The sequence below is a fragment of the Stappia sediminis genome, assembly GCF_009826895.1.
Classification (GTDB): domain Bacteria; phylum Pseudomonadota; class Alphaproteobacteria; order Rhizobiales; family Stappiaceae; genus Hongsoonwoonella; species Hongsoonwoonella sediminis.
Map to the genome: position 1 here is coordinate 245,986 of NZ_WUMV01000006.1, position 13,219 is coordinate 259,204.

At 61.2% G+C, this 13,219-nt stretch carries 12 protein-coding genes; 6 read left to right on the forward strand and 6 right to left on the reverse strand.

Features of this window, described 5'->3' with window-relative positions; translation table 11 throughout:
- Nucleotides 1–25 precede the first annotated feature (25 nt).
- Nucleotides 26–1,195: a pyridoxal phosphate-dependent aminotransferase gene (locus GR183_RS13390; RefSeq protein ID WP_312846830.1), complete on the reverse strand. Its 1,170-nt coding sequence runs from the start codon at nucleotides 1,193–1,195 to the stop codon at nucleotides 26–28.
- A gap of 215 nt (nucleotides 1,196–1,410) precedes the next feature.
- Between GR183_RS13390 and GR183_RS13395 the strand changes: the two genes are divergently transcribed.
- Nucleotides 1,411–4,935 carry a PAS domain-containing hybrid sensor histidine kinase/response regulator gene (locus tag GR183_RS13395; protein ID WP_160776145.1) on the forward strand — a complete coding sequence of 1,175 codons (3,525 nt, stop codon included), beginning with the start codon at nucleotides 1,411–1,413 and terminating at the stop codon, nucleotides 4,933–4,935.
- A gap of 47 nt (nucleotides 4,936–4,982) precedes the next feature.
- Here the strand turns inward: GR183_RS13395 and GR183_RS13400 are convergent, their stop codons facing one another.
- Entirely contained in the window at nucleotides 4,983–5,651 is a 669-nt protein-coding gene (locus tag GR183_RS13400) for a response regulator (protein ID WP_312846831.1), read from the reverse strand.
- Nucleotides 5,652–5,969: 318 nt separating this feature from the next.
- Here GR183_RS13400 and GR183_RS13405 point away from each other — a divergent pair, with 318 nt between their 5' ends.
- The 3 genes from GR183_RS13405 to pip are packed head-to-tail and all read left to right on the forward strand — an operon-like array spanning nucleotide 5,970 to nucleotide 8,863.
- Nucleotides 5,970–6,284 (forward strand): hypothetical protein, encoded by a 315-nt coding sequence (locus GR183_RS13405; RefSeq protein ID WP_160776147.1) that lies wholly within the window; start codon nucleotides 5,970–5,972, stop codon nucleotides 6,282–6,284.
- A complete protein-coding gene (locus GR183_RS13410) occupies nucleotides 6,281–7,864 on the forward strand; it encodes a sodium:solute symporter family transporter (RefSeq protein WP_160776148.1) in 1,584 nt (527 codons plus the stop codon). The genes GR183_RS13405 and GR183_RS13410 overlap by 4 nt, the downstream gene beginning before the upstream one ends.
- Before the next feature lie 42 nt (nucleotides 7,865–7,906).
- Nucleotides 7,907–8,863, forward strand: a complete 957-nt coding sequence (pip, locus tag GR183_RS13415; RefSeq protein ID WP_202396084.1) for a prolyl aminopeptidase — start codon at nucleotides 7,907–7,909, stop codon at nucleotides 8,861–8,863.
- Here the strand turns inward: pip and GR183_RS13420 are convergent.
- Both GR183_RS13420 and GR183_RS13425 read right to left on the reverse strand, forming a co-directional pair.
- Nucleotides 8,844–9,155: a DUF1475 family protein gene (locus GR183_RS13420; protein ID WP_160776149.1), complete on the reverse strand. Its 312-nt coding sequence runs from the start codon at nucleotides 9,153–9,155 to the stop codon at nucleotides 8,844–8,846. The two genes, pip and GR183_RS13420, sit on opposite strands and share 20 nt — an antisense overlap.
- Before the next feature lie 137 nt (nucleotides 9,156–9,292).
- Nucleotides 9,293–9,772: a secondary thiamine-phosphate synthase enzyme YjbQ gene (locus GR183_RS13425; protein WP_208999853.1), complete on the reverse strand. Its 480-nt coding sequence runs from the start codon at nucleotides 9,770–9,772 to the stop codon at nucleotides 9,293–9,295.
- A 286-nt stretch (nucleotides 9,773–10,058) separates the two neighbouring features.
- Between GR183_RS13425 and GR183_RS13430 the strand changes: the two genes are divergently transcribed.
- Both GR183_RS13430 and GR183_RS13435 read left to right on the forward strand, forming a co-directional pair.
- Nucleotides 10,059–11,024 carry an alpha/beta hydrolase gene (locus GR183_RS13430; protein WP_160776150.1) on the forward strand — a complete coding sequence of 322 codons (966 nt, stop codon included), beginning with the start codon at nucleotides 10,059–10,061 and terminating at the stop codon, nucleotides 11,022–11,024.
- Nucleotides 11,025–11,102: 78 nt separating this feature from the next.
- Entirely contained in the window at nucleotides 11,103–11,969 is an 867-nt protein-coding gene (locus GR183_RS13435; protein ID WP_160776151.1) for a thioesterase family protein, read from the forward strand.
- A 21-nt stretch (nucleotides 11,970–11,990) separates the two neighbouring features.
- On the opposite strand, the gene GR183_RS13440 is transcribed toward GR183_RS13435, so the two are convergent.
- Both GR183_RS13440 and GR183_RS13445 read right to left on the reverse strand, forming a co-directional pair.
- Nucleotides 11,991–12,485 (reverse strand): aspartyl-phosphate phosphatase Spo0E family protein, encoded by a 495-nt coding sequence (locus tag GR183_RS13440; protein ID WP_160776152.1) that lies wholly within the window; start codon nucleotides 12,483–12,485, stop codon nucleotides 11,991–11,993.
- Nucleotides 12,486–12,572: 87 nt separating this feature from the next.
- Complete coding sequence (locus GR183_RS13445; protein WP_160776153.1) at nucleotides 12,573–13,193, reverse strand: 2-hydroxychromene-2-carboxylate isomerase; 621 nt, start codon at nucleotides 13,191–13,193, stop codon at nucleotides 12,573–12,575.
- Nucleotides 13,194–13,219: the final 26 nt, after the last annotated feature.

Below are 13,219 nucleotides of genomic sequence, written 5' to 3' on the forward strand. Positions count from 1 at the left end.
CCGTACCCCATCGGATTGCGTTTCGTCAACGCGACAGCCAGCCTTGAAGCCGCTCCGCCGCTTGCGCCAGATCGTTTCTGCTTCGGGCAAAGCAAAGCCGCAGATACCCTTCGCCCGCCGGGCCGAAAGCCGCACCCGGCGCAAGGCCGACGCCGGTCTCCGACACGATCTTTTTGGCCGTCTCACGGCTGTTATCGAAGCCCATCACTTTGAAAAACAAATAGAATGCGCCTTCCGGCGGGGCGTATATGACCTGTTCGGCGTCATCGAGAACCTCCCGGATCAGCGCCTGTCCAGTCTTTGCACGGGCAACCTGTTCCTCAACGAAACCATCCCCGTGATTTAACGCAGCGATGGCCGCTCGTTGCATGAAACCGGCAACGCCGGACGTTGAATACTGGATCAGATTTTCGATGACCTGGCCTAGTTCCGCGGGCGCGCCGAGCCAGCCGATTCGCCAGCCCGTCATCGCCCAATTCTTCGAAAACGTATTGACGTAAAGGATCCTGTCCCCCTCCTCCGCCACATCGTGGAACGACGGAGCACGGGCTTCGGCGCCATAGACGAAACGGCTGTAAACCTCGTCGGCGATAACCCAGAGCCCGCGTTGACGGGCTTTATCCAGCACCGCCTTCAGCGTTTCGCGGTCCGCCACCCAGCCGGTCGGATTGCATGGCGAATTGAGATAGATCGCCGTGGTGCGCGGGGTCACCGCATCGAACATGCGATCGACGTCGAGGCTCCAGCCATTGGGCGAAAACCGCATTGGCACACGCACCGCCTTCGCACCCATGACGCCCACGGCCGCAGCCAGGTTCGGCCACGCCGGATCGTGGAGGATGACCTCGTCTCCCTCACCCGCCACGCACTGGATCGCAATCTGCATGGCTTGCATGCCCGATCCGGTGACGTAGAACTCCTCCGCCGTAAGATTCCCGCCGTACTGGTGTGAATGATAATCGGCAAGCGCTTGGCGCAACTCGGGGATGCCGCGCTGATAGGTGTAGAAGGTCTCGCCCGCTTCAAGCCCGCGGTTTGCCGCCTGGCGAATGAATTCGGGCGTCTTGAGGTCTCCCTCTCCAACCCAAAGGGGGATCAGGTCTTCGCGTTCGCGCGCGAAATTCATCACCTCCACGATTCCGCTTTCAGGCGCGTCGCGGGCTTGCTTGCGCAATGATGGCAGCAGTTCGGTCACGTCCTTGGCTTTCCCGGCAATACGATTCGGCTCGACACTATATGCGCGCTTCGCCCGCGCCGTCTCCAGTCACGTTTTCGACCACGGCGGATTCTCTCCATCCGCTCGCGCCATCCACGATCGAAAAAGCCTTCGCACAAGGCAGAATGGACAGGCCAGCCCAAACATGCTCCGATCTTGCGGAAAACAAGTGAAGCTGGAGGAAACGCAAGGTCATGCTTGAGGGATGGGTCGTCATCCTGTCTGCGCTCGGCTATGTGATCCTGCTGTTTGCGATCGCAAGCTACGGCGACCGTGTTTCGCGCCATATCGTACCTGGCCGCGGGCGTCCCCTCATCTACGCGCTTTCGCTATCCGTTTACTGCACGTCCTGGACATTTTTCGGTTCGGTCGGCGGGGCGACACGCAACGGCATCGAATTCCTGACGATCTATATCGGCCCTGTCATCGTCTTTGCCCTCGGTTATCCGCTCTTGCGCCGCATTATCCGGCTTGCCAAGACCGAGCGCATAACCTCGATTGCGGATTTCATCGGCGCGCGTTACGGCAAGAACCAGTCGGTCGCCGCCGTCGTCACCATCATCGCCGTCGTCGGCATCATTCCATATATCGCCTTGCAGCTTAAGGCCGTTTCGCTTTCGGTCACGACCATGATCGCGGAGCTAAGCGTACCGGCTGGCGAAGCGAATGTCCCGGTCTTCGGCGATATCGCGCTTCTGATTGCCGTATGCATGGCGGTCTTTGCCTGGTTATTCGGCACACGCCATATCGATGCGACGGAGCATCAGGAAGGCATGATGCTCGCCATCGCTTCGGAGGCGGTCGTCAAGCTCGCCGCCTTCCTCGCGGTCGGCATCTGGGTGACGTTTTTTCTCTATGACGGGCCGGGCGAGGTATTCAGCGCAATCGCGAGCAGTCCCGCCGTTACGGACAATTTCACGCAGCCGCTTCGCGGCGGCAACTGGATCGTGATGTCGATGCTGTCGCTGTTTGCGATCCTCATGCTGCCGCGCCAGTTCCATGTGACGGTGACCGAAAACAACTCGGACGCGGAGCTTCGCCGCGCGACATGGCTTTTTCCGCTTTATCTCGTAGCCATCAATATTTTCGTCGTTCCGATCGCGGCTGCCGGCATGATTCTCATCAACGACGGCACCAACCCGGACACCTATGTGCTTGCCCTGCCGCTTGCCATGGAAAAGCCGTGGCTTGCCCTGTTCGCCTTCATTGGCGGGCTGTCGGCGGCAACCGCGATGGTCATCGTGGCCACGGTTGCCCTTGCGATCATGATTTCGAACGACCTCGTCATGCCCTTCATCCTCCGGCAAAGTTCGGAGGATGCGGTCATTTCGTCGTCGGGCGACGACATGAGCCGGCTGCTTTTGCGCATCAGGCGTGTCGCGATCTTCTTCATTCTTATCCTGGCCTATGCCTACTACCGTGCGGCGGGCGATACGGCGGCACTGTCTTCCATCGGCCTTCTGTCCTTCGCCGCGATTGCGCAGTTCGCACCCGCCTTCTTCGGCGGCCTGCTATGGCGACGCGGCACGGCGCGCGGCGCGATCGCCGGCATGACGGTGGGCTTCGCGGTCTGGATCTATACCCTTCTTCTGCCCACATTCGCGCAGTCGGGGATCATTTCCGGCGACTTCATGACGACGGGTCCCTTCGGGTTGTGGCTCTTCCGCCCGCAGGCGCTCTTCTCGCTTTCGTTCGACCCCTTCATTCATGGTGTCTTCTGGAGCCTGGCGCTCAACCTGATCGCCTATACGCTCGTCTCCATCACCCGCGCTCCTGAACCGATCGAACGGCTCCAGGCCAATATCTTCGTACCTTCCGAGCTGTCGCCGGCGCCCTCCCTGCGGCTGTGGCGTACGTCCGTCACTGTGGGTGATCTGAAGTCGACGATTGCCCGCTATCTCGGCGAAGAACGAACCGAGCGCTCCTTTACCCGCTTCGCCCGCGAGCACAATCAGGAGATGGACGAGGCGGAGCTCGCCGATCCGCAGATCCTTCGCTTTTCGGAGCAGCTGCTTGCAAGCGCCATCGGCGCGGCATCGTCGCGGCTTGTCCTTTCGCTGCTCGTCAAGCGGCGGGATCCTTCGGGCAAGGGCGCGATGAAGCTGCTCGACGATGCGACCGCCGCCATTCAGTACAATCGAGACCTGCTCCAGACCGCGCTCGACCAGGTGCGCCAGGGCATCAGCGTGTTCGACCGGGATTTGCGGCTCATCTGCTGGAACCGGCAGTTCCGTGAACTTCTCGGCTTGCCGGCGGAATACGGTCAGGTCGGCACGCCGCTTGACGCCGTCATCCGTTTCAATGCCGAGCGCGGCGAATATGGCTCCGGCCCGGTGCCCGCTCTCATTGCGGATCGTATCGACAAGCTCGTCGTTCATCAGGAAACCTTTCAGGAACGGCTCACCTCCTCGGGAACCGTGCTGGAAGTACGCACCAATCCGATGCCGGATGGCGGCATCGTGACCACATACACCGACATTACCGAAAGGGTGATGGCCGAAGAGGCGCTTGCCCGCGCCAATGAAACGCTGGAGCGGCGCGTGCGCGAGCGCACGCAGGAACTGACCCGCGTCAACGAGGAACTGGTGCGCGCCAAGCGGGAGGCGGACGAGGCGAACATCGGCAAGACCCGTTTTCTGGCCGCTGCCGGACACGACATCCTCCAGCCGCTTAACGCTGCACGCCTTTACGCATCGAGCCTGGTTGAAAGGTTCGCCGACAGCGAGAACCGCGATCTCGTGCGCAACGTCGAATCCTCGCTTGAATCGGTGGAGGAGATCATCGGCGCGGTCCTCGACATTTCCCGTCTCGATACCGGCGCGCTGAAGCCGGAGTATTCGGTTTTCCGCCTTGAGGAGATTTTGGACCCGCTTCGGAAGGACTTCGGCCCCATTGCCCGGGAAAAGGAACTCGACCTCAAGATTCTGCCGACGGATATTTCGGTTCGTTCGGACCGCAGGCTCCTCCGCCGCCTCCTCCAGAACCTCGTCTCCAACGGCATCAAGTACACTGCGAGCGGCCGGGTTCTCGTCGGCGTTCGGCGGCGCGCCAACAAGGCGGTGGTCGAAATCCACGATACGGGCATGGGCATTCCCAGCTCGAAGAGGAAACTGATCTTTCTGGAGTTCCACCGCCTGGACGACGGTGCGCGGGTAGCGCGCGGTCTCGGGCTCGGCCTTTCGATTGTCGAACGCATATCCCGGGTGCTCGATCACCCGGTCGAACTCGTCTCAACCGTTGGCAAAGGCTCCATTTTCCGCGTCGATTTGCCGATAGCAGCGGCAATTCCCGCCGATCAGCCTGCCCCGCAGCCGGCGATTGCGGCCAATCAGCTTGACGACATGCTGGTCCTCGCCATCGACAACGAGCCGAACATCCTCGCTGGAATGTCCGTGCTCCTGACCGGGTGGAATTGCCGGGTCATTACCGCAGCCGATGCGAAAGAAGCGGCCGCGAAAATACAGGAAATCGGCGAACGGCCGGACATCCTGCTAGTCGATTATCATCTCGATGAAGGTACGGGCGTCGATGCGGTCGTATCCCTGCGCTGGAAGTTCGGCGCGGACCTCCCGGCAATCCTGATTACGGCGGACCGTTCACGTGCCGTACGCGCGGAAGCGGAAGACAAGGACATCGAATTGCTCAACAAGCCGGTCAAGCCCGCGGTGTTGCGCGCGCGCCTGTCCCGCCACCACAGCAGTCCGCAGGCTGCCGAATAGTAAACGGCCGCCGCCTGCGGACCGCCTCCGGCTGTTTCGGGCAAGGCTTACGCTCCAAGAGCTGCCTGCCACTGCCCCTGTTCGATCTTGGATGCCGCGATCACGGCCTGCGTGCGGCTTTCGACGCCCAGTTTCTGCAGGATAGCGGAAACATGCGCCTTCACGGTCGCTTCCGAAACGCTGAGTTCATAGGCAATCTGCTTGTTCAAAAGCCCTTCCGAAAGCATCATCAGCACACGCACTTGCTGCGGTGTGAGCGTGGAAAGCCTTTGCACCATTCCGGCCACGGCATCGTCTTCGCTGGTCAGGTCCACATCCGGCGGCGTCCAAGTACCACCTTCCATGACCATTTTCACAGCCTCGCGGATGACGTCGATGCCGAGCGATTTCGGGATAAAGCCGGAAGCTCCGAACTCCATGCAGCGCCGGATCGCGGAATGATCCTCGTTTGCGGAGACGATCACCACCGGCACCGACGGATACTGCGCGCGAAGGTACATCAGCCCGGAAAATCCGCGCATTCCCGGCATCGAGAGGTCGAGCAGCACGAGGTCGACTTCCTCGCGTTTGTCGAGTTCCGCCACCGCATCTTCAAGTGTGCCGACCTCGGATATGCCCGCATCGGCATAAAGCATCTCCAGCGTCCGTCTCAGCGCGCCGCGAAACAACGGATGGTCGTCGGCGATTACGAAGTGATATGAAGCGTTTTCCGCCACGCTACTCCTCCCATGGCGCCGATTTCCACCGGCTGCATAGACCGGGCAAGACCGCTGGTCGTCAGCGAGTATAACTGCCCGTCCCGTCTTCATAAAAGACGGAATTCCCCTCGACAAAAGAGTGCACCGAATGCGGGCCTGCGGCAAGCTGTGCGCCGCCGGCTTGGCGCCGAGGCATCCCGGTCCAGGCAAAAGCGGATTGAACAAGCATGGACGACTGCGCCAAATGCCTGTCGTCTTCGCGGCTATGAAGCCGTAATCCTTGTAAGCATCGCCAAGGTGCCGGTAAAAGGTCTGGAGGACGGTGGGAAGGACGAGATGGCCCAGACCATACGATTAGGTTTCAATCCTCGGGCTGCGTGGCGCACCCGCACGAGGCTGCTGACGTTGATTGCGGTTGCCCTCTTGTTGGTGGCCGGTATCGGGCCGCTTGCTTCGGTCATCATCCGTGGCCCTATCGAAATCGCAGGCTTCATGATCGATGAGGCGGGCGCCGCAATCTTGTGCATGGGCGTCCTTACGCTCATTTCCTTCCGTCTTTGCACGACTTTTGAATATATCGACAGGCTGATCGCCGACGAGCCCGGGGAAGGCCCGTTCGCCGTTCCCGGCAAGGGAGAAGCCGAATCGTGAAGATCATTGGCCCCGTCGAACAAGCTCCGAGCAATCGCCGCTATGTGGCATTCGCAGCCGGGCTCGTGGCACTCATGACGGTGCTTGCGGCTCTGGACCGTCTCGGCGTGCCGGAAACGCTGATTCGCTTCGTGATGTTCGCCAGCCCCCTTGTCGCCTTCATCTTCGTAGGTCTTGCCTATGGCACGGTTTCTCCCAACGGCTATCTCGTGGGCGACCGGAACGTGCCTGCCGGGCTAAACGGCCTTGCCATCGGCGCCAGCATCATCGGCGGTTCGCTTTTCATCGGGCTCGCGGACGCTTTGCGTTTGTGGGGAGCGGAAGGTTATTTCATTCTTGCTGCATTGACCGGCGGTCTCTATCTGGCCGGCTTTGTCTTCGCGCCTTACCTCAGACGTACGCAAGCTCTTACTCTTCCCGATTTTTTCGGCCGAAAATACAACAGCAGCACCCTCAGGCTTCTGGGTGCGCTCGTTCTCGTTGGCGCTTTGTTGCCGCTTTTTCTGGCGGAGGTCGAAATCGCAGGCTGGCTGTTCGGCGCGCTCTTCGGGCTTTCCCGTCAAGCCGGCGTTTTCTCGGTGCTCGCCATCCTCCTGCTTACTGTTCTTCTGGGAGGAATGCGCTCGCTCACCTGGGGACAGGCGGCCCAGGCGGTCACCCTGGCCGCGGCGTTCGCGCTGCCTGCCTTCTATCTGTGGCTGAACGGCGATGAAGGCTCGTCTTTCGCCGCATCGGTATCGGATGCCGGCATCGCCGCCAGATACCTTCCGGCCGCATTTCAGGGCATGCTTTCATCGTTGTCCTTCGTAGAACTTGGAACGTTGACGGCAAGCATTCTTCTGGGCACCGCGTGTCTGCCTCACATTCTGACCCGCAGCCTTGTCGCTGCAAGCCCCGGCGTTGCCCGTCGTTCCTTCGCCTGGGGCCTTGCGTTTCTCGCCGCGTTTTTCGCGGTTGCAATTGTCTATTCCCGGCAAATCCAATGGCAGCCAACGGCGGAAGAACCGCTCTTGTGGGGAAATGCCGTCGGTGGAATTCCGCCAGCACTTTCCGGTCTCGTATGGATCGGTGCCTTTGCAGCAACGCTGTCCACGGCAGCGGGAACGCTCGTCATCCTGGGCGGCACGCTCGCGCATGACGTTTATTCCCATGCGATCGATCGCATGACGCCGGCAAGCCGCAAGGTTTTCGCCGCCCGTCTGGCCGTTGTAGGGCTTTGCCTTTTCGCAGGCTGGTTCGCACTCAAGCGTCCCGTGGAGCTGGCAACACTCGTGGCCATGTCCTTCTCGCTTGCGGCAAGCGGGTATTTCCCGGTTCTCGTCCTGTCCATCTGGACACGCGGCATTTCGTGGACCGCGGCCCTGGCCGGAATGGTCGCCGGAATTGCCGGTTCGGGCGGATATTTCGCAGGCGTTGAGTATTTGGGAATGGACGAATTGCTCGGCGTCTCGCCATTGGCCAGCGCGGCATTTGGAGTGCCGGCCGGCTTCCTCGCGTCATTGTTCTTCCACGCCGGCGAATGGGCACACAGGTTTTCAATACGTGGCCGCCCGCCGAAGACAGCCGCCAAATCGATTTGACGTACGAGCTACCAATCCATCCCACCTGCCGGAGTGTAGCCATTGTCGGAGTTTCTTTTTCCAGCGATCGCCCCTCATCGCAGCGGCAGGTTGAAGGTTGGCGGCATGCACGAAATCTACTGGGAGGAAAGCGGCAATTCCGCGGGCAAACCCGTTGTCATGCTGCATGGCGGCCCGGGCGGCGGCTCCAATCCGGCGATGCACCGCTTTCACGACCCTGACGTCTATCGCATCATCGTGTTCGACCAGCGTGGCTGTGGCCGCTCCACCCCTCACGCGGAACTTGCGGACAATACCACCTGGCATCTCGTCGCCGATATCGAAACCTTGCGCGAACATCTCGGCATCGAGCGCTGGCAGGTTTTCGGCGGCTCGTGGGGTTCCGCCCTTGCGCTTGCCTATGCCCAGACCCATCCCGGCCGCGTGTCGGAGTTGGTGTTGCGCGGTATTTTCACGCTGCGCCGGGCGGAGTTGCAGTGGTTCTATCAGTGCGGCGCAAGCTGGCTTTTCCCGGATCTCTTCGCCCTGTTTCGCGACCACATTCCGCGAGACGAGCGCGAAGACCTGATCGCCGCTTACCATCGCCGCCTCACGGGACCGGATGCCGATGTTCGCCTCGAAGCGGCCAAACGCTGGGCGCAATGGGAAGGGGCGACACTTTCGGTAAGGCCCGACCCCGCCCGCGTGGAACACTTCGCGGAAGACGACTTCGCCCTCGCCTTCGCGTCGATCGAAGCCCATTATTTCGTGAATGGCGGTTTTTTCGAAAGCGACGACCAACTCCTGAAGAATATAGACCGGATTCGCCATATTCCGGGCGTCATCGTGCAGGGCCGCTACGATGTCGTAACACCCGCCCGGACGGCGTTCGATCTGGCGGCTGCCTGGCCGGAAGCGGAACTGAAGATCATCGACGTCGCCGGCCATACGGCAACGGAGCCCGGCATTTCCGAAGCGCTCATTGCCGCTACCGATTCCTTCAAGAGCCGGCCTGCCTGATCAGACGCCGAAGGCGCAGCGCAAGCCACAGCGCTGAAGCGATATTTCCGAAGAAGAACAGCGCCACGATCCACGCGGCGGCTGAAATCCGGCTGTGCTCCACCACTGCGATCACGATCGCCGCAACCAGGAAGCCCAGATAGAGGTCTGCAAGGCCTACGAAGCCCCATGGATTTGCCGCAACCGCACCGAAGCTTTCCCAGAACGGCGCGCCCGAGGCGAACGCCTTGATTATCAGCAGTGCGAGCGCGACTGCTGCGGCTGCAAGCGTTGAACGAATGATGATCTCCATGCACGGCCCTTCTCATTTCCGGCGCTTCAGAGCGCTTGTCCTGAAAGCGGGATCGCTTTCGTGGATCAAGAATTCGCTCCAGAATCAATATCTTGAGAATACGGCCACGGGGTAACTGCGGATTGCGCTTTCCCCGCTCAGGTTCCGTGATAATGCAGGGTAAGGCTGCGCTGATGGCCGACCGCGCGGTGCTCGATCACATAGATCTCCTGCCACGTGCCAAGGTCGAGCTGCCGGTCGACGACTGGAACCTGCAGGCTCACGCCGGTCAGCGCCGTCTTGACATGCGCGGGCATATCGTCCGGCCCCTCGAGGGAATGTCGCCAGCCGAAGTCGGCGGGCGCCAATCTGTCGAGCGCGTCAAGGATATCCGCCTGGACGTCCGGGTCTGTGTTTTCCTGAACGGTGAGCGAAGCCGAGGTATGCCGAAGAAAAAGCGTCAGCAGCCCGTCACAGGCATCGACCGTTGCCAGCCATTGATTGATACTTGCCGAGATTCCCAGCAAGGAGCGCCCTTGCGTTGAAACGAGCAGCCGCCCCATATGCTGCTTGAGTTCGCGCGCTTCCTCGTCAAGCGTCCATGCGCCAATACCGGCGCCACCGCCTCTCCTTGGCATGATCCCCACCCCCCGCAGGTTTTGGCCCCGGAGCATATCACGCAAAATCCGGATCGGATTTCGCGACAAGGATATGCTCAAGACATTGATTCTGTGCCATTTTCCACCAAAGCGATTCCGCTTTCTTGGAAAGCGCTCCAGAGGAAACTATGCGGTTCGTCCGCTCAATGTGCAAGGCACGGGCTTGAACCCCGCACTTGTGGAAAGTTACCAAAGGGGAGACACTTGACTGCCGCGAAGCCGAATGGGCTTGCGGCCCGAGAGTACGGTTGGATACTGCGACGCCATGGCCGATCTTGACCCTGACCTTTTCCTGAACGAGGCGATCTCGCCCGAGACGAGAGAGTTCAACGCAGAACTCGTCGCCCGGCTTACGGCACTGCCGGATCAGTGGGCCTATCCTCCGGCGTTGATACGCGAGCGGCGCGCACAAGGTCTCGGCCCCTTCCCGCTGCCGCCCAAGAGCGAGCGGGCGGAAACGATATCGATATCCGGGCCGCATGGCGATATTCCCCTGCGCATTATTCCGCCTGGCGGGCGGGCGCCCGTCGGCGCGTATCTCCATATTCACGGAGGCGGCTGGACGCTCGGCGCGGCCGACCAGCAGGACCCCCGCCTTGTCGAGATCGCCGACAACACCGGGCTCGTCATCGTCTCGGTGGACTATCGGCTTGCGCCCGAACACCCCTATCCGGAAGGCCCTGACGATTGCGAGGCTGCCGCTCTCTGGCTCTTGTCCGAAGGGGCACTCAGGTTCGGCATTGAATGGTTTTCGATAGGCGGCGATTCGGCCGGCGCCAATCTGACGGCGGCAACTTTGCTGCGGCTTCGCAAGTCGTACGGGCGGTCCCCCTTTTCGGCTGCCGTCTTCATTTGCGGCTGCTTCGACCTGACGATGACGCCGAGCGTGCGCTCCTGGGGTACGGAAAAGCTCGTGCTGAACACACGTGATATCGAAATGTTCGCACGCCACTACCTCACGCGTGGCGGCGACCCGGCGAACCCCGACATCTCCCCGCTATATGCCGACCTGTCGGATTTGCCGCCCGCGCATTTCGTTGTCGGCACGCGCGATCCCCTGCTGGACGATACGCTCTTCATGGCAAGCCGCTGGCGCGCCGCAGGCAACGCTTGCGAGCTGGCGGTCTTTCCCGGCGGGTGCCATGTGTTCCAGCATTTCCCGATCGGGATCGCGGAACAAAGCAACGCAGCGATAGATCGGTTCCTGACGTCGCGCTTGAGCAGATCGTGACCGGCATCAACAGCTGGCAAGAATAACGAACCACTGTGCACACCGGGCAGCTCACGTCCGGAGACAAGGAATGAAGACATGTCTGCCGTGGAGACGCTGTTTTCCTTCGTGAACCGGTGGGAGTGCGACGAAAACGACCACCTCAACGTCCAGTTCTATTTCTCCCGCTTCGACGAGGCCGACCGTCAGTTTCGCCTCGTCACGGGACTGAGCGATGCGCTGGTGGGCACGCGCCGTGTGCGCCATGTACGCTATCACAGCGAGCTCGTGACTGGGGATGTGCTCATCGTGCGTTCGTTCGTCGCCTTCGACGGACCGCACATGCTCACCGTGGTTCACGAGATGTGCACGGACGAGGGCAACCTCAGCGCGACGGCGATCGACGGCTACGAAGTTGCCGAAACCGCCATCCGCGAGTTGAGGCGCCGTTTCAAGGCGTTCGAGCGGGAGATGCCGGACGAGGCGCTGCCGCGCGGTCTCTCCGCCGCACAACCCTCCTTCAAGGTCAATCCCGATGCGCTGATGAAGGCGGGGGCCAGGATCGTCAACCGTTCGACCATCACGGCGCGAAATCTCGGGCCGGACGGCCGCGCCGACGATGAACTGGCGCTGGCCCGCTTTACCGAAGGCGCGCCGCATGTCTGGAACCTGACCCCCATGACCAGCCGCTGGCTCGCCGAGCGCGGGCTCGGCCGTGTCGCGGTGGAAATGAAGCTCGCCTGGGCGGGGCCCATAAAGGCCGGAGACCCGGTCATCGTCATCAGCGGCCCGGTGGCGGCGGCAAAGTCCACCTTCACCTTCCGCCATCACCTGTTCGAAGCGCGGGCGAGCCGGCTTGCGGCGATCTGCGATGTCGTGGCGTTGACCATGGGCCTTGAGACACGCAAGGCGGTGCCGCTCGAAGACGACATCCGCAAGTCGATCTCCGAAATGTCAATCGCGTAGGGAGGCGCTCTCCGGCGGCGCCTACTGGTCGGAACTTTCGAATTCGTCGCGCAGATCCTTCATCAGGCCGAAGAACCGTCGCATCGCCTTTTCGGTAAAGTCCAGCGCGCGGTCGATCTGCTCTTCGTCGTTTTGGGTCAGGGCGCCGGAGGGAGCGTCCGTCTTCGGCATCACGTCTTCTTTAGATATTCCGTTCAGCGCCTCGTCCGCCGCCCGGCTGATGGCAAGTATCTTCGCCTCCAGTTCGTCGTTGCGCGCGGAGAGCTTCTCGACTTCGCTTCTGAGTTCGTCGATTTCGTCTTCCAACGCGCGCTGCGCATCCGGAACGGGCGCGCAGCGCCAGGCGTCGTTCACATTCTGGCACAGTGAAACGAGACCGCTCTCCCGGTCGACCCGAAGAAAACCCCCGTCCGTTTCCTCCAGGCCGTAGCGGTCCCGGTCGAGCACATCTTCCTGGGCAAAGGCCGTTTGCGCCAGCAGCATGCCAAGCAGTAACGCAATCACCCTTGGAATCATCTTGGTATCCTCGCGGCAAGCCATTGAGATACAATCATAACGGCTTTGAAGCTCGAGGGCATCAAGCGAGCGGCGATTTGTCGCCGGTTATTCCGCGCTATAGGGCTCCCGGTCGCTTTTCAGCGCGTCTTCCAGAAGTTCAAGGCTGTCTTGTCCCCAGAACACTTCGCCCTTCCAGACGTAGCTTGGCGAGCCGAACACACCCGCCTCGACCGCCTCTTGCCGATGAGCTTCATATCGCTCGGCGATTTCGCTTCCGTCCGCTGCGGTCAGGATCTGCTCGCCATCGACGCCGAGATCGTCGAGAATCGCCTTCAGCACGTCACGCTCGGCGATATCGCGCTCCTCGGCCCAGCAAGCCCGGAAGACGCGATCGGAAAATGCGCTTATCGGCCCTCCTTCGCGTGCAAGCACGATCACGACGCGATCGGCCAGTCCTGCATTCGTCGGAAAATGTTTGGGGTGAAGGTTCAGCGGAAGGTCACGCTTTTCCCGCCAGCGCTGCAGATCGAGAAGTCGATAAGCCTGACGTGCGGGGTGGCGCTTGCCAAGTGGCAGCCCACCCGTTTCTGCAAACACCTGGCCAAGGTTTACGGGCTTGAAACGCACGGCATAACCGTATTCGTCCGCAAGCTTCAAAAACGCCTGGTGGCCGATATAGGCCCACGGCGAAACCTGGGTGAAGTAATAATCGATAACGCGCTGCATTGAGCGATCTCCGCTGAGAATTTTCG